Annotated in this window: 14 protein-coding genes and 2 pseudogenes (1 of these 16 running past the window's edge); 6 read left to right on the top strand and 10 right to left on the bottom strand. The window is 47.2% G+C overall.

Annotated elements, in window-relative coordinates; genetic code table 11:
* Positions 1–170 precede the first annotated feature (170 nt).
* From Q2B33_RS00100 to Q2B33_RS00075, 6 genes are all read left to right on the top strand, one after another.
* On the top strand, positions 171–2,804 hold the full coding sequence (locus Q2B33_RS00100; protein WP_300815090.1) for a glycosyltransferase: 2,634 nt from the start codon (positions 171–173) through the stop codon (positions 2,802–2,804).
* Between the two features lie 65 nt (positions 2,805–2,869).
* The gene (locus Q2B33_RS00095; RefSeq protein WP_300791460.1) at positions 2,870–6,079 is read left to right on the top strand and encodes an acyltransferase family protein; all 3,210 of its coding nucleotides are present in this window, start codon (positions 2,870–2,872) and stop codon (positions 6,077–6,079) included.
* A 38-nt stretch (positions 6,080–6,117) separates the two neighbouring features.
* Positions 6,118–6,375, top strand: coding sequence for a hypothetical protein (locus Q2B33_RS00090; RefSeq protein WP_300791458.1), 258 nt, complete (start codon positions 6,118–6,120; stop codon positions 6,373–6,375).
* Positions 6,376–7,299: 924 nt separating this feature from the next.
* Positions 7,300–8,256 carry a hypothetical protein gene (locus Q2B33_RS00085; RefSeq protein ID WP_300913818.1) on the top strand — a complete coding sequence of 319 codons (957 nt, stop codon included), beginning with the start codon at positions 7,300–7,302 and terminating at the stop codon, positions 8,254–8,256.
* Between the two features lie 39 nt (positions 8,257–8,295).
* Positions 8,296–9,423 (top strand): dTDP-4-amino-4,6-dideoxygalactose transaminase, encoded by a 1,128-nt coding sequence (rffA, locus tag Q2B33_RS00080; protein WP_300791452.1) that lies wholly within the window; start codon positions 8,296–8,298, stop codon positions 9,421–9,423.
* A gap of 26 nt (positions 9,424–9,449) precedes the next feature.
* Entirely contained in the window at positions 9,450–10,409 is a 960-nt protein-coding gene (locus Q2B33_RS00075) for a glycosyltransferase family 2 protein (protein ID WP_300791449.1), read from the top strand.
* Positions 10,410–10,537: 128 nt separating this feature from the next.
* Here Q2B33_RS00075 and Q2B33_RS00070 read toward each other — a convergent pair whose 3' ends face one another.
* The 10 genes and pseudogenes from Q2B33_RS00070 to Q2B33_RS00025 all read right to left on the bottom strand — a co-directional run.
* Positions 10,538–10,678: a hypothetical protein gene (locus Q2B33_RS00070; RefSeq protein ID WP_300791480.1), complete on the bottom strand. Its 141-nt coding sequence runs from the start codon at positions 10,676–10,678 to the stop codon at positions 10,538–10,540.
* A pseudogene (locus Q2B33_RS24390) lies at positions 10,677–10,799 on the bottom strand (AAA family ATPase); the annotation flags it as partial. The gene Q2B33_RS00070 and the pseudogene Q2B33_RS24390, both read right to left, overlap by 2 nt.
* Before the next feature lie 110 nt (positions 10,800–10,909).
* Positions 10,910–11,455, bottom strand: a complete 546-nt coding sequence (locus Q2B33_RS00060; protein ID WP_300770233.1) for a hypothetical protein — start codon at positions 11,453–11,455, stop codon at positions 10,910–10,912.
* Positions 11,452–11,664 (bottom strand): hypothetical protein, encoded by a 213-nt coding sequence (locus Q2B33_RS00055; RefSeq protein ID WP_296473017.1) that lies wholly within the window; start codon positions 11,662–11,664, stop codon positions 11,452–11,454. Before Q2B33_RS00055 ends, Q2B33_RS00060 begins: the two co-directional genes overlap by 4 nt.
* Positions 11,665–11,677: 13 nt before the next feature.
* Positions 11,678–12,595, bottom strand: a complete 918-nt coding sequence (locus tag Q2B33_RS00050) for a GTP pyrophosphokinase (protein WP_300791447.1) — start codon at positions 12,593–12,595, stop codon at positions 11,678–11,680.
* Positions 12,596–12,748: 153 nt separating this feature from the next.
* Positions 12,749–13,963 carry a glycosyltransferase gene (locus Q2B33_RS00045; RefSeq protein WP_300569317.1) on the bottom strand — a complete coding sequence of 405 codons (1,215 nt, stop codon included), beginning with the start codon at positions 13,961–13,963 and terminating at the stop codon, positions 12,749–12,751.
* Between the two features lie 104 nt (positions 13,964–14,067).
* Positions 14,068–15,168: a glycosyltransferase family 1 protein gene (locus Q2B33_RS00040; RefSeq protein WP_300569314.1), complete on the bottom strand. Its 1,101-nt coding sequence runs from the start codon at positions 15,166–15,168 to the stop codon at positions 14,068–14,070.
* A gap of 105 nt (positions 15,169–15,273) precedes the next feature.
* Positions 15,274–16,017 (bottom strand): glycosyltransferase family 2 protein, encoded by a 744-nt coding sequence (locus Q2B33_RS00035; RefSeq protein WP_300569311.1) that lies wholly within the window; start codon positions 16,015–16,017, stop codon positions 15,274–15,276.
* A complete protein-coding gene (locus Q2B33_RS00030) occupies positions 16,010–16,903 on the bottom strand; it encodes an NAD-dependent epimerase/dehydratase family protein (RefSeq protein WP_300569308.1) in 894 nt (297 codons plus the stop codon). The genes Q2B33_RS00035 and Q2B33_RS00030 overlap by 8 nt, the downstream gene beginning before the upstream one ends.
* A gap of 66 nt (positions 16,904–16,969) precedes the next feature.
* Positions 16,970–17,523, bottom strand: a pseudogene (locus Q2B33_RS00025) (polysaccharide biosynthesis protein); it runs 1,315 nt beyond the window's last position.

Here is a 17,523-nt window from a genome sequence, read left to right as displayed (position 1 = left end):
CCGGAGATGTAGATGGGCATGGCAGATGTTATGACAGATATATACAGTTCAACATAGCAGATGCCGGAGAGGATGTCCTTATTTGCTACCATAAAACTGTAAAAGAACAGGATGAAGATTTCTCCGAGCTGTTGCGCCGATACTGGAATAAAGCAGCCCATGTGAGGCTTTTGGAAGAAAAAGAACGATACTATCTGGAAAACGAGAAAAAGCTCGCCTCCCTGTCCAGCAATAACCTGGCTCTCACAAAAGAAAATATTGTGTTGAAGGAATTTGAGAAAAAAGCTGTTGAACTGTTAAGCGAAAATCAGGCCTTAGCAAAAGAGAACAATGCACTAAAAGAAATCAATATCCTGGAGCTGGAGGCAAATGCCAAACTAAAGCGGAATATGGATTCTCTTGAAGAAGAAAATCTACAGTTGAGAGATGCTATGAGCCAGTATCAGTCCGTCACTGAAGGCATGGATGAAACAATTGCCAATCTGCGTCAGACCATCCTGAACAAGGAGGGCCATATCCAGCTTCTCCTTGAAACAGAGCGGGAGTATGAGCGCGAAAAACGTTCCCGTACCTACCGCATGGCGCTGGCGTTCCGCAGGATAAGTGTCTTCCTCCTGCCGGTGGACAGCAAGAGGCGCTTCTTCTGCAAGCTCCTGGCAAAAGCCGCCCGCCATCCCATAAGGATGGCCCGTATGGTCAATCCCAGGAGGATAAGGAACTGCTTTACCATCCTGAAGACCGAGGGAACCGGCAGTGCGTCCAGCCACCTGCGGCTGGTGGAGGAGTTCGAGCGTTCCGGTTCCGTGGACGGGGCCATGGAGAAGCTGGACGTGACACAGGTGGAAAGCGGCGGGGAGCCATCTCATGCCCTGGAAGACTACGCGCCCTTGCATTTCGAGCTGCCGGAGGATCCGCTTGTGACCATAGTGATTCCGGTCTACAACCAGTTCGACTATACCTACCACTGCCTGGAGTCCATTTTGAAGCATAGCGGAGACATCTCCTATGAGGTCCTGCTGGCGGACGACTGCTCCACCGACCTGACGCGGGATATAGGGAAGGCCATCTCCGGCATACGCATCGTCCGCAACCAGGAGAACCTCCGTTTCCTGCTGAACTGCAACAACGCGGCCGCCCAGGCAAGGGGGAGGTACATCCTGTTCCTGAACAACGACACCCAGGTGCAGGCCGACTGGCTGCGGCCGCTCGTGGAACTGATGGAGGGCGACCCCACCGTGGGGCTCACCGGCTCCAAGCTGGTCTACTCAGACGGGCACCTCCAGGAGGCGGGGGGCATCTTCTGGAACGATGCATCCGCCTGGAACTATGGGCACATGCAGAACCCTGAGGATCCCGAGTACAACTATGTCAAAGAGGTGGACTATATCTCCGGCGCCTCCCTCATGGTCCGCCGCAGCCTCTGGGAGGAGATCGGCGGCTTCGACCAGCGCTACGCCCCGGCATACTATGAGGATCCAGACCTGGCCTTCGAGGTCAGACGGCGCGGCTACAGGGTGGTGTACCAGCCGCTCTCTGTCGTGGTGCACTTCGAGGGCATCTCGAACGGGACGGACGTCTCCGCGGGCCAGAAGGCGTACCAGACCGTGAACCAGGAGAAGTTCTATGAGAAGTGGAAGGACGTGCTGGAGAAGGAGCATTTCCCGAACGGGGAGGATGTGTTCCTCGCAAAGGACCGCAGCCGCAACAAAAAGCATATCCTGGTGGTGGACCACTACGTCCCCCACTACGACAAGGACGCCGGCGGGAAATGCACCTACATGTACCTCCTGCTGTTCGTCAGGATGGGCTTCAAGGTCACCTTCATAGGGGACAACTTCTATAAGCATGAGCCCTACACCACAGACCTGAACCAGCATGGCATCGAGGTGCTGTACGGCAACTACTACTTCAACAACTGGAAGGAATGGCTCGCGGACAACCTGCACTATTTCGACTATGTCTATCTGCAGAGGCCGCACATCTCCATCAAGTATATAGACCTGGTGAAGAGGCATGGCCGCGCGAAGGTGTTCTATTTCGCCCACGACCTGCACCATATCAGGGAGTACCGGGAGTACATGCTGACCCATGACGAGGAGAGGCTGAAGTCTTCCGAGCGCTGGAAGAAGATAGAGCATGAGCTTTTCGAAAAGGCAGATGTGGGGCATGTGGTGGGCAGCTACGAACAGGGAATCATGCAGGAGGCCTTCCCTGGGAAACCAATCCGCAACATACCGCTCTATATATATGAAGACATGCCGACGGGCGTCAACAAGGACTTCAGGGAGAGGCACGACCTGCTCTATGTGGGTGGCTTCGGGCATCCGCCTAATATCGATGCGGTATTATGGTTCGGGAAGGAGGTCTTCCCGAAAATCCTGGAAAGGCATCCGGACATGAGGTGGCATGTGGTCGGCGGGAAGGTCCCTGTGGAAATCCAGGACATGGCAAGCGACAACGTCATCATAGAAGGCTTCCTGCCGGATGAAGGCCTGCATGCGCTGTACCGGGAATGCCGCATGGCGGTGGTGCCGCTGAGGGTAGGGGCAGGCGTCAAGGGCAAGGTCGTGGAGGCGGCGTACTTCCAGATACCCTTGGTCACGACCACCATAGGGGCGGAAGGGCTGGATGCGGGGATGGGGAACATGGTAGTTGAGGATGACGCTGACCGGATGGCAGATATCATCTGTGGCTTATACTCAGATTATGACAGGCTTAAAGAGATGTCGGATGCAGGGATAGAATTTATTAGTGAATATTTTACTGAACAGGAAGCGGAAAGAGTCTTGAAGCTGGATTTATAACGCGAAAAAGTGAAATATAGAAACCTTTTTGGCTATGGCCTTTGGGCTTTCAAGGGAGTTGCAGCATGGAATATACCAGATACAATATAAAGAGACTTGAATGGCTTGATATCTGTAGGGGTATTTTAATCGTTTTTATGGTGATAGGTCATAGTACAGGTCTCTTCAATAAATATATTTATCAGTTCCATATGGCAGCTTTTTTCTTCTTATCTGGATATATGTCCCATCCTGAGAAAAGAAGTTTTATTCGTACATTTTTTGACAAATTTTTCTCAGTTCTTCTTCCGGCTATTGTAACTGTACTGTTTGGCCTTATCGTCTTATGGCTGTTACATTTAGGGAACTATGATATAACATTATCTGCTTGGGAGTTTCCTGGTTGGAGCCAAGCACTGAGGACATTTTTTTTACGTGGTGATATCTATGTGGATGTTTTAGGTGCCAACTGGTTCTTGATTACTTTATTTGGTGTGTGCATCCTAAACAGGTTCATATATTTGTTGACATACAAATCTCCCACATACCATATGCTTATTTGCGCTGGATTATATATCATCGGATATGTTATGGTTGATATGGGACATATACCACACATAGGAATGTTCCCCCTGGACTTAGTGCTCATTGGAAATTTCTTTTATGCGTTAGGGTATTATTTTCAGAGCATAAATATTCTTGAATGGATAGCTGGAAATAGAAATATTTGGATGTCTTGTATCATTATATCCGTGATATGTATGTGGATGATTAGCCATTATCTACATATCGCTATAGATTGGCCATCACGCTCATTTTCCCATCTACTATTGGATGGAATAAGTGCACTGAATGGTATCCTTTTCGTTTATGGACTTTCATTGTTTATAAGCCGATTTTTTTCAAAAATCGGGAAAGCACTTTGTTTTATTGGAAAGAATACAATGGGGATTTTGTTTTTTCATTTTACCTTTTTTAAGGTTATGTACTTTCCCTTTTATTTGGGAGGCTTAATTACTAAAGCAGATTTTTCGTGTCTTATTCCAGGCACTATGTCCTCTCCGATCTTGGAAGAAAAATATTGGTTTATTATAGCAGCAGGGGCCATTGCACTAAGCTTGACAACGTGGAGATTAATGATGCGCAATCAAATGGCTGTTTTTTTGCTGGGCCAAAGCAAACAGCGCTATATAGACATATGGAATGTGCTCATCAATACGGAAATAGCCAATAGCCTTGTAGCTACAAAGAAAGAATTAATGCATAAAGCAATAAAGGCTAAGCAGCAAGTTGCGAAAATCTATAAGAAAAATCAGTGCTTATGTCTATCTGTTGCGCTGTTGCTTTTACTGGTCGCTATTCCGTTATATAAGCAAAAAATTATGTGTAACGATGAATTGCAGACCAGGCTTTGGAGCATGAAAGGATTTACGCAGTTTTTCAAACATTATGCAATTGAGGACTATGTCGCAAAGGGGAGGGCTCTGTCTGCAATTGTAGATCCATTGAGCATGTATTTAGGATTCCTGGGAAATGGTAATTGGACGTTTCGAATATTGCAAATACTGTCCATATTATTGGATGCTGGCATGTTTTCACTGTTTCTATTTAAGTTGCTTAAAAATAGACGCTTTGCTATCACATGTGGCTTGTCAGCAGTCGTATTTTTGCCGATTACGTTTGAGCATACGGCTCCCAATGCATTTAATACATTATTCAATATACCTTTCGCCTTTTTATTGCTTTCATTCGTCTTTTTTATAAATTACTTGGAAACCGGAAGAAAAAGGGCACTACTCGCATCTTTAGTGCTTTTATTTATAAATCTAGTAAGTTATGAATCATTTGTAATGCTGATTCCAGTATATTGGGGAATTGCTCTTTGGAAAATAGGAATTAAGAAGCAGACTATCAGAAAAAGTCTGTATCCAACCGCAACTGCCTTGCTTTTTATAATATGTTACATTATATTTGGCAACCTTTTTAAATCCTCTTATTCAGGAAATCTTCTGGGCGGGTTTTCTGTCAAAAGCTCCATAAAAATCATAATGCAGTTGGCACAAGCAAGTTTCCCAGGGTATTATCTGTTTTCGCCTAAATATAGATATCTATTTGCATATTATAACAACATAGACACAGAAAGTTTTGTTCGTATATTTCTGGTGAGCATTGTATATGGCTGTATTATATATTTTCTGGCTAAGGACAAAAAAGCGGTTTCCATGGAAAGAAAAAAGTTCCTTGGATTCTTGTTTATGGGGCTTTCATGTGTCATCTTACCTACATTCCCCATTGCTGTGGCAAAAATGTATCAAGGGAATGTAGGCCCTGATGCCTTTATGGCGTTGCCCACTTCTTTTTTCACATACTTCGCCGCAACCTTTGTCTGCTGGTTCATAATATGGCATTTGATTCAGACATTTCGAAATAAAACTTTGGCTCTTTTCATGGCAATCAGTGTTGCCTGTTATGTACTACCTGTACAAGCCATGAACGATGTTTTTGCAGAACAACAGAAACTGGATTTTCAGCGCTTACTTACTATGGAATCTCTTTTTTCTACAGAACTAATGAAACTATTTGATGGATATGAAATAAAAAGCACTGATTTATTTGTTACAAAGAATGCATTGGCGGTCCATGCTCCCTACTGGACAGAGTTTGCCAGTCTACGCGGAAGAGATATCCAGATTTCCCAAGAAGCAGAAACAAGTGGGGATATATGTCTCTATTTTGACGAAAATCAGTTTACGATTCGGAATAAAGATGAAATCTGTGTTGTAACAACATCGTTAAATACAGGATTTGGCATTTGCCGATATGCAAAAGAGAAATGTTCCGTGATTAATTACGTAAACCCTATAGAAGATAACGGGCTATATATATATTTCTATGAATTGTCCGATGCCGGATTATTAACCTCCAGCAATAAAGATAATTTTGCACAAAAGTTAATTGGAGACAGTTTGCAAAATTGCCTTAAGGAGTATGGCTATTATGGGGACGGTTGGGTAGCAAAAAACAGCCAGTTCCAAATTCGGACAGGTGACGAAGGTATCCTTGATATAGATATTTATTGCCCTTTGGAGGATTTCCATGATAAGAAGATTTATCTTTATGTGAACGATATATTGACAGAAGCTATTGAGCTACAAGAGCCTACCAAAACAATTAATGTAAATACAGCACCAAACCAGATTATCACTTTAAGGATGGAAACCAATTTTGTTCAGGAGAATACTGGTGGGGATATGCGAGAAATGACGATGATTATTTCATCAATGCAGGGGCGATAAAATTTATATAACAAAAGCCGTAAATTTGGAGGCACAATATGACGAAAAAGAAAAATCTAGTATATATATGCGTATTTAGCGTACTGGCAATACCTTTTCTGTTTTTTCCAGTATATTCTTTATTTGTAAAAGGTGTTTTCAGCTGGCATATTTCTGTATCCTTGTTTTGGAAGGATGCTTTTGAATTGCTCCTTTATTTGGTAGGCATCATTGTATTCTCATGTTTCTCTCCCAAAAAGAAAGGGCTTTTATATTGGCAGCCAGCGCCATATATCTATCTTCAACAGGTACCTTGACCCAATGTCTGGTCTCCTATTTATATATAGAAATACTTATTTTGATAGGAAAATCTTGTTTGCTTTCTGTTAGAAAGGATGAGATAAGCTATTCCACTGGAATTAATTTTTTAGTTGGAAGCATAATATGGGGAAGTCTTGCGATAATAATGTCTTTTCTAAAACTTGGGGGAATAAATAACTTAAGGATATTAACTATTTTATTGTTTTTGCTGGCAATAGCTCCCCCCCGAAATCCATTAGACTTGATGAGGTTTTGCTCATAAGATATGTCAGATATTTAAATACTACAAAATGGATGGAATTTCTCCCTCATTTGTATTTTGTTTTTGTAATGCTAATCTCCTGCGCTCGCGTAAATACAATGATTGAATCAGATTCTTCATGGTACGCGTTATATACTGATAAGTGCCTATTTGGTGAGCACTCTTTTTACGATTATCTCGGCTATACTACATTTGTCCACTACTATCCTAAATTTAAGGAACTTCTTATGGCTCCTCTTACCGGACTTGGATTGGCAGGATATCTAATCTCTGCTAATTTGTGGATAATGCTAATTTGCGTTATTGAGGTTTATGACTTTTTAAAAAGAATCATTAAGGAAAGCCAAATACAAATACTATGCATACTATTTCTGATATTTTCCTCCGTTTGTATCATTGGTATATCCTGTACAGCTAAGAGCGATACGCTTTGCTATTTATATACATTGATGCTTATTATTTATTTTATAAAATTCTTAAGGAGTAAAGAACAAGTTTTTTAGGAATTGCCCTTACAGCCGGTATTATGTCTTATACAGTTAAATACACTGCTTTTTTGTTTTCAACATTGATTCTTTTTGTAATATTGGTGACGTTACTATATCTTTTTCTATATAAGAAAGCAAGGCTTGAAAAGCCTAATCTGTTATGTAGTATTTTGGTTCTATCTGCTTGTTTTATCTTTATAGGAATAATATATCGTACATATAAATTGACAGGTTATCCTACATATAGGGAAGGAAAAAACGTATGGGATGCATTGGGATTTCAGGCTAAATTATATTTTAATGTTGATGCCTCCTATAAACCAGGTCATGTTATTGATCCATCCAGAATAGTATCTGTTCTATTTGATGTCAATAAAGCTGGCAAAATTACCGCCCAATGGATTGGCAACTATAGTGTATTTATGTTTATGTGCTTAGTGGGTTTGTTCAGGCACAGGTTGAATAATACAAACAAGTTTCTCTTTACTATAACCGTCATCTTGGCTGTTGTATCAGTGTATTTTTTGATTACAATGGCAGCTCCAGATGGTAATTATTTTAGCGTTGCGGTAGTTACAGCCACATGTTATGTCTTTATCCGAATAACGGAAAGCGATAATTGGACAAATTACAAATTATGGTTTACGGCAATCATGGGAATGTTCATGCTATTAAACCTGGTCTTTGTCTTCACTACACACCCCTCCTGGGGAACCGCGACCAGATTTTCCCAGGACGCCATCAAATTATATATGTCAGAAGAAGACAAAATTGCAAAGAAATATGAGTACATGAAATTTCTTGATATATACAGCATAAATGAAGATTTGAAAAATGTTGGCGGGAATCTTCAGATTCTTGCCGATGGCCCAACGGCTATGTGTATGTTGGACGCACGTGTAGAAACTGTACAATATGTTTTCGACAGATATCTCTCCGGAGCATATATTAACGACTACCAAGACTTCCTTCAATATATCAACTATGTTGGAACAGGAGGATTCATTGTAGCAAGGGATGGAAGCGGCCCTCAAGAATTTGATGATTATGTTACCCGATATATAGCACAATATGGCTGTGTAAACCAGATTACTACAGAAAAGTACAGTTATTATCGTATTAAATAGCTAAAGAAATCATTTTTTATATAAAGAGAGGTGCCTAATATGATTAAATTTAATGTTCCACCCTATCTAGGAAAAGAACCAGAGTATATTAAACAAGCCATTAAAAACCAAAAGATATGTGGTGATGGAGATTTTACAAAAAAATGCAACACATGGATAGAAAGACAAACGGGAGCCTCCAAGGCCTTGCTGACTACCTCATGTACACACGCAATCGAGATGGCGGCTCTACTCACAGACATCCATCCGGGGGATGAAGTCATAATGCCCTCCTTTACCTTTGTGTCCACAGCAGATGCGTTTGTGCTGAGAGGAGCAAAGGCTGTGTTTGTCGATGTCCGTCCAGATACAATGAACATCGATGAAAAGTTGATAGAGAATGCAATTACAGAAAAAACGAAAGCAATTGTCCCTGTTCACTATGCTGGTGTCGGTTGTGAAATGGATGTGATTATGGATGTTGCCAGTCGCTACAAGTTATATGTCATTGAAGATGCCGCACAGGGGGTTATGAGCACATATAAAGGGAAGTCTTTAGGAAGTATTGGTGACTATGGTTGTTATAGCTTCCATGAGACAAAGAACTATAGTATGGGAGAAGGAGGGGCTCTTTTAATACGTGATGTCGCAAACATAGAAGCTGCTGAAATCATCAGGGAAAAAGGTACTAACAGAAGTAAATTTTTCCGCGGGCAAATAGATAAATACACCTGGGTAGAAGCAGGATCATCCTATTTACCCAGTGACATGAACGCTGCATATTTGTGGGCACAGTTGGAGCAGGCAGATATAATAAACGAGGACAGGCTTGTCTGCTGGAAACGCTATAATGAAGGCTTGAAACCATTAGCTGAAAAAGGAAGGATAGAACTTCCTTTTATCCCGGAGCACTGTCATCATAATGCACATATGTATTACATAAAGGCAAAAAATCTTGATGAGAGAACACGGTTAATCACTTTCCTAAAAGAGAATGATATTCTTGCCGTATTCCATTATATACCTCTTCATACTGCACCTGCAGGAATACGTTATGGAAGATTTTCGGGTCTAGATATATATACGACTACGGAAAGTGAAAGGTTATTGCGTTTGCCCCTTTATTATGGATTAAAAACGGAAGAAATTGACTATATAATAGACAAAATTTATAAATTCTATAAATAGTTGTCAACAAAATTTGAAAGGCAAGAATGATGCAGAAAAAGATTTCATTTGTAATTCCGTGCTATGCCTCTGAACATACCATTTCTCTTGTTGTACAGGAAATTATAACAACAATGGACGACTTACAGCAGTATTCATGGGAGCTCGTGTTGGTAAATGATTGTTCTCCGGATAATACTTTTGAGGTTATCCGCAATTTATGTATTAGTAATCCAAATATCATCGGAATTAATTTGGCCCGAAACTTTGGGCAACATGCTGCCTTAATGGCTGGATTCAACCAGGTATCAGGAGATATTATTGTTTGTATGGATGACGATGAGCAAACACCAGGTAACGAGGTAGGTAAATTATTAGAGAAAATCGAAGAAGGATATGATGTAGCATATGCACGATATGTGAGTAAAAAACACTCCATATTTAGGAATATTGGGAGCAGAATCAATAGCAAAATGACTGAATTTCTGTTAGATAAACCTAAGGATTTATATATCTCCAGCTATTTTGCAATCCGCAGATATATTGTGGACGAAATGGTTAAGTATGACCATTCTTTCCCCTATGTAATCGGTCTAGTGCTCCGTTCTACAAAAAATATTGCTAATGTCGATGTCACTCACAGAGAAAGACAGGAAGGGTCTTCCGGGTACTCTATTCAAAAGCTCCTTTCTTTGTGGATGAACGGTTTTACAGCATTTTCTGTAAAGCCGTTACGACTGGCATCTTTACTAGGCCTGATACTAGCCGCAGTTGGATTCATATCCACTATTATCCTTGTCCTAAATAAGTTGGCTCATCCATCTGAAGTTATGTTAGGCTGGAGTTCTACCATGGCAGTAATGATGTTGATTGGAGGTGTGTTACTGATTGTCCTTGGGATTATTGGGGAATATATTGGTCGAATATACATTTGCATAAATAAATCTCCGCAATATATTATACGAGAAAAGGTTCAGGGAAAAAAGAGCTCTGAAAGTCTCTTTTAGGACAGCATATTGTATACGCTGGTCTGCGGAAAGGTATAAATTCCAAAATGATTCAGGTTGGCCAATCGGTTTGAGCAGGCTGGGCACATCGAGGATTCAAACAGGAATTCCTGTGCTCCAGCCGCCCATCACCCTCTCACCACCCTGCACCGCTTCCGGCAGCATGCAATCCCATACTTTATGACAATCCCAATCCCGTCATCCTCCAGCCTGTCCTCATACCCCAGGGCTTCTATCTGCGCCAGAGCTTCCTGGCAGCCGTCCTCCAACCTCCCCCCAATTCTCCAGAAGCTCCATTATCAATCCGCTCTTATCTACATAGTAGAAGCCCTCCGTCCGAAGCTTCTCGAAATTCTCGATTCCGATAGGCAGTTTCAGCTTTCGCTCCATCTCTTTGCCACTTCGTCCCAATATGTTACAACCTAATTTTGGGGAGAATGAAACTCCCCGCAGCAGAGCTGCGGGGAATTGAACCCAAAGAGATTAAGATATACGCTTCCTCACCCAACCTGGTGCTCCCCAACCAACCTCCCCGCCTGGAAGCTCAATATAAAAAGCTCCAGCATCTGCGCGTCATAGTTCCTGAACTTCAGATAATAATACAATGTGTCAAAATAGTTCAGGACGCTCTTGCGCTTTTTCTCGGGAATATCACTTCCCAACTGAGCTCCCATCAGGAATTTCGCCAGCCTGGAAAACACGAATTTCTCATTGACGAATACCACCTTTTCGTCATTATCGGGATTGTCGATAATCTGCAGCGGATGTCTGCGGAGAAGCCAATAGCTCTGATACGCGTATACTTTTATGTCATTGACTTCCCTGATCCCATGGAGTTTTTTGAGACGGGATATATCCGTGAAATAGTCCAGGATTCCATGAGTCAGAGCCACCTCGTCCACCTTGACATGCTTCGCCAGCTCATAGTCCCCCAGAAACTGCTGCATCTCCTTGTAAAGATTTTCGTACCCTGACCTCACCTTTTCCTCGGTGAACTCCTGCACTATAGGATTGTAGTCAAGATAGATATTCTCAATATTGTTCATATCTTGCTACCCGTAAGGTTCATCAGGTCATAGCAGAACCTTGTCCTTATGAATTCTCCGTATTCCATCATCTCCCTGTGCTCCACATCGCCGTCCCGCTCAAGGTTGGAATTCCCCATGATATGCAGACGGATGTCCCCTTCCTTTATCAGCTGCATCACCTTTTCCCCGGAATCCACAATCGCCTGACTCATCCCTGTCTTAACCATACCCTGGCTCCTCCTATTCCCTGACCACACTGTCTATTGCATCCTGAAATGTACGGACATTACCGACACTTGCCAAACTGCCATGATTCGAAAAATGAAGCTGCCCTGTCTGCGGTTTCGACACCGCAGCCCTCTTTCCCCGAAAGCTCGCCTCCGGCACAGCCTGCAGCCTATGGTAATAAGACCCCATTTCATCTCCCATTCCTGACAGCCTGTTCAGCAGTTCGGAAAATTCCAAAAGCATAGGATTATCTTTCTGGCAGGGATACAGGATGTCATGGTCTATCTCGCCCCAGCCTTCCTCGAACAGCGTCCTTATCTGTATTTCGATATAAGTCCCACGGTAGTTCACTATATAATGAATGGAGCGGTAATGCTTTCTATCCAGTATATGCTCCAAAGGAATCCAGTCTGCATATATCTCATGGAAATCCCCTGCGCGGATATGCACTTTCGGCGGCTCTGCCATAAATACGCTTCCATCGCTCACATAATCATGTACGCTGTCTCCCTTTATATATCTCTCCGGCGCATTCTCAATCCTGCCGGTAATATAGGTATGGAATCTTACCCAGTCCTCCCTGTACAGCAGGAGCCCTCTGATTCCTATTAAATCGGTCAGGAACATCCAGTAATTGTCTTTGCTGAGATTCTTGTATTTCACATAATTCTCGATTCTTTTTCTGACGATTTTCTCCACCACATGCTCTGCCGCCTTGCATCTGCTGCGGTAGGACTGGAGGCCCATCACTTCCTCCCTGTCCAGAAAATATTCCCTGATAAACTCGTTTCGGATCCTATCCAACTCCGGCTGCCGTCTTTCATAGTCTTCCGCAATTTCCCTCAATTCATCCCAGGATAGCTGCGAATCGGCGAATTGTCCAGGAGAAATCCGATATTTCTTCATGAATTCCTCTCTTGCGATATCCATGGATTCCCCCACTTCTATATATGTACTCTGAATATCTCTGCAATGAAATATTTTTAGTATACCACAGCATGTCCCAAAATGGAACAAGTTCATGGATTATTTCGATTATTATTTCGATTTTTCTCTACGGTCTGAGCCGTCATGCCAATCGCCTCATTCCCTGCCGCCCCGCACGATCATCAAATCACAGACCACCGCCACCGCCCGCACCTGCCTCCAATCCCGTGCAGCCGCCCGCAGCACCTGCCAGATTCTTCCGGACTGCAGCGCCTCATACCGCCCTTCCATGGCCCGGGTCTTCTCCCGCAGGATACGCTTCCCCGCCTCCGTCCGCAGGACCCGGCGCTCCTCGAACTCTCCCAGCATCCGCAGGTACTTCTCTATCTCCCAGAGCTTCCGCTCCCTCTGCAGCAGCTTCCCCACCCGGTGCTCTTCCGCGGCTGTATTACTATCATGTCTTCTATGGTGCGCCAGTTCTTCATCCATATGGAAAAAAGCCCCCTCCTCCGCCGCCATGGCGCACAGGAAGATGTCGTGGGGCACCCTGAACTCTAATCCCCCATTCCCGCAAGGCCCGCTCCTGTCCTCTCCGCACTGACCCGCATCCTCATGGCTCCGGCTCCCGTACTCCCCGCGATGCCCCGCATCCTCACGGCTCTGGCTCCCGTACTCCCCGCGATGCCCCGCATCCTCACGGCTCCGGCTCCCGTACTCCCCGCAAGGCCCCGCATCCTCACAACTCCGGTTCCTTTCCTCCCCGCACTGACCCACATCCTCATGGCTCCGGCTCCCGTACTCTCCGCAAGGCCCCGGGCTCTCCTGCCCGCAGATTCCCATCCCCCGCTCCCGATACCACCCGTTCCGATACGCCAGCACCATCCCGGGCCACTGATATTTACGGAAAATCTCCCGAAGCCCCACCTGCCGCAGCTTCCTCGTCCCCAGACTGCGGGAAGGCGCCATCACGGCATGGATTCTCTCGCCCTCCCCGTCCATCAGCCCGAACTTGCACGCCAGCACCTCCGCCTCCGGATGCTCCTCCAGCACCGCGCACATCCGCTCCAGCTTCGTCTCCGCCCATACATCGTCCTGATCCGCCAGGAACACCACATCCCCGGCACACAGCCCCATCACATAATAAAAATTCCCCGGATACCCCCTGTTTTCCCCATTACAATACAGCCTCCAGCTTTCCTGCAGGCCATTCCTCTCTATGAACAGCCGGACAATCTCCACCGTCCTGTCTGTGGAACAGTCATCGCAGAGGATGACCTCCTCCGCCCTTCTCGTCTGTCTCAGGATGGAATCCAGCTGCTCTTCAATATACTTTTCTCCATTATAGATTCCCATACACACAGATACTGTCATGCCAACCTCCGGCCCTTCCCCTGTATACGCCTTGCATCATGTTCCCGACAGGCATTCCCGCCAGCCTCTGCCAGGATTCCTCCATAGCTCCTGGAAAAAGAGGCCTAACACCCCCCGAACACCCTCAGATACTCCCCCACTACATGCCGCAGCCCATACTCCGCAAACGCCTCCCGCCCATCCGGCAGCGCCAGCGCCGCGTCAATCTTCTCCGCCCACTCCTCCGCGTCATAAGGCCTCTCCACGTACACAGCCTTCCCCTGGGTCACTTCCTCCAGGCAGCTCTCCTTAGTCATCACCACCCGCTTCCCCCTGCGCATGGCCTCGATAGGCGGCATGCCGAACCCCTCGAACACGCTGGGGAACAAGAAAAGCCTACAGTTCTCATAGAGGCAGTCCCGCTCCTCATCAGAGACGAAACCCATATCGATGACCAAATCCGCAATCCCCCATTTCGCCACCGCCTGGCGAAAAGCAGTCTTATCCCCGCCCACGCCGCTTATGACCAAGGGCCTCTCTTCCCCCTTGCGCTTTCGCAGTGCCATCACTTCCAGCAGCGTTCCCAGATTCTTGTGGGGCAGCATGGAGCTGACGCAATAAAAATAATTCCCGTCCCGGATTCCGTACTTTTCCGTCAGTGCCTCCACCGGCATATCCGATACCTTCGTCTCCACCGGATTATAGACGACAGAACACTTTCCCGCAACAGCCGGATAATGGCTCTCTAAATCCCTCCTGCAATACTCCGATATGGTGACCACATGGGCCGAGGCCCTGCATGCATGCCTCCACATATATTTCAGGAACATCCGTCTGCCCGCCGAAAAATACGCCGGATAGTGGAGCGCCTGCAGATCATGTATCACACTGACATAGGGAATGCCGCTGCCATAGGTCAAAGGCATGCTGTACACCGGAATGAACATCACGTCGATTCCCAGCCGCCTGGCAACCCTGTCCAGATGCAGGTTCTCCCACAGAATCCGCTTCGGCTGGCTGGCGGACTCCACAGGCAGCGCCAGCCGCTCCATATTGGCATACCGGTCGTAGGACGCGAAGCTGTCCCCGTTATCCCCTGACACCAGCAATACATACGTATTAGCCTTATCATACTGCCCAAAGCCCTCCATCAGGTTCCTGATATAGGACTCCGTCCCCCCGCAAATCCCCGGCCGGACCCACAGCAGATCAATCCCTATCTTCATCTTATCCCCCTGGCCGCGTCCGGCGGCACATGCAGCAGAACATTTCCGTCCGCGCAGCCAAGAGGTTCCACGCCCCTCCTGGCCGCTTAGAAAATCTGTGCGCACTCACCCAAAGACCATCTTCACGCACTCAATGGCAATACATTCCACCAAATACCACCTGCTATACCCATTCGCCCGATAGCACCACACATACCTGTCCCGAATCCGCCCCAGCGCCTCCCGCAGGCTCTTCCGGTTGCTGACCCCTCCCATGCGGAAGTTCGCCAGAACCTTTCCCAGCGTCCTGACCCGATACCCTTCCCTCACCAGCTGCAGATAGCACCCATAATCGTCGTGGATTCCCCGGTTCCGGAAGGGATGCCTCTTATACACCTGCGCCTCCACGAACATGGTGGGATGGTTCCAGTCCCTGGAGGTCTGGAACCTGCGCAGCCTGGCCTTTTTCACGAAGCAGCTCCCGTCCGCCCTGTGCAGCCTGATATCCGAGAACAGCAGGTCGCACCCGCCCTTCTCGAACTCCCCCAGCACTGTCTCCACCGCATCCGCCTCATACCAGTCGTCGCTGTTCAGGATTCCGATCACATCCCCGGTGGCCATCCGTATCCCCTTGTTCATGGCGTCATAGATGCCCCCGTCCCTCTCCGAAAGCACGCGGAGCCGGATTCCCTTCCGCTCCATCCGCTCCCGGTAGCTCTCCGCCACGGCCACCGTGCCGTCCGTGGAAGCCCCGTCGACAATCAGATACTCGATCTCCGTACAGGTCTGGCCCAGCACCGATTCCATGGTGGCCCCAAGGGTCTCCTCGCTGTTGTAGGTCACAGTCACAATGCTCACTGTCTTATGCATCCCGGCTCTCCGTCAGATGCACGGATTCCCGGAACCCGTACACCCTGTATTCTTCCCTGTAGTCGCTCATTTCCTTCTCATAGACCATGTTTCCAAAGGCCTTGTCCGCCAGGCCCCCCAGCTTCCCCCCTATTTTGCCCAGCAGCCACAGGGCCGGATGGAAGATTCCTGTCAGCCGGATCCGCTTCCCATGCTCCGCCGCGATCGCCGCCACCATGTCTGCGGTGCGCACGTACTCTTCATTCTGGGGATAGAAAATCCCCCTCTCCCCGTTCTCCACCATCAGTTCCACGAACCTGCACAGGTTCCCGATGTAGAGCATGCTCCGCTGGTTCTCCTCCTTTGGAAAAAAGGGGAGCTTCACCGCCAGCTTTGCCAGAAGCGGATAATTCCCCTTTGAACCCTTCCCGTATATCATGGGCGGCCGCAGGATGACTACGCGAAACCCGTCGTCCTCCAGCTCCCTTAAGCCCTTCTCCGCCCGAACCTTGCTGTCCCCATAGAAGTTAGCCGGGGCTAACGGAGTGTCCCGGCCAATCACCTTCCGCTTCCCGATCCCCGCGCTGTCCCCGTACACGATGATGCTGCTCATAAAGATGAACTGCCCCACCCCTTCCGCCTTTGCCTTCCCGGCGCACTCCACGGCCAGGTCGCAGTTCACCTTATAGTACAGCTCCTTCGTCTCCTCCGACACCTTCCCCACATCCGCATGGGCCAGCCCCGCCACATGGAAGACGCTGTCGTATCCATGAAAATCATGCCCCCGCCAGGCCCCGTCCCGCATGCCCAGCGTCTCTGTGACGATAGAATCGGAACGTTCGGCTATCCAGCTCTCAAAGGCAGTGCCGATATAGCTCCCCGCCCCGGTGATCAAGACTCTCTTCATCCCGGCTCCTCCTTCCGCGCGCCGCATTCCCCCTATCCTGTACAAGCTCAGGCTTCGGCCTGTCCTTCAGCCCTCGTCGCCCTCCGCGCGATATGTGCCCACAATCTCCCGGATCTCCCGCCGGATATCCGAGGACTCCTTCTTCGCGGCGGCAATCAGCTTCTCCAGCTGCCTCTCGAAAATCTCTTCATTGAAATAAGTCGGTTTTTCGATGAAAATCATCTTGTTCGCCGTCTTCTCCAGGTTCTCCTGCTGTATCAAAAGCTCCTCATACATCTTCTCCCCCGGCCGCAGTCCTGTGAACCTGATTTCAATGTCCTCCCCGGGCCGATACCCCGAAAGCTTGATCAGGTTCACCGCCAGATCCAGGATCTTCATGGGCTCCCCCATGTCCAGGACGAATATCTCCCCGCCCCTGGCATAGGCCCCCGCCTGCAGCACCAAAGACACGGCCTCCGGGATGGTCATGAAATAGCGGATGATCTCCGGATCCGTCACCGTCACCGGGCCGCCCTCCGCGATCTGCTGCTTGAACAGCGGGATCACGCTTCCATTGCTCCCCAGCACGTTCCCGAACCGCACCGCCACGAAATTCGTCCCGGATTTCCGGTTCATCATCT

Source organism: uncultured Acetatifactor sp. (assembly GCF_948601915.1).
GTDB lineage: Bacteria > Bacillota > Clostridia > Lachnospirales > Lachnospiraceae > Acetatifactor.
This window is presented reverse-complemented; position numbering and strand designations above follow the sequence as displayed.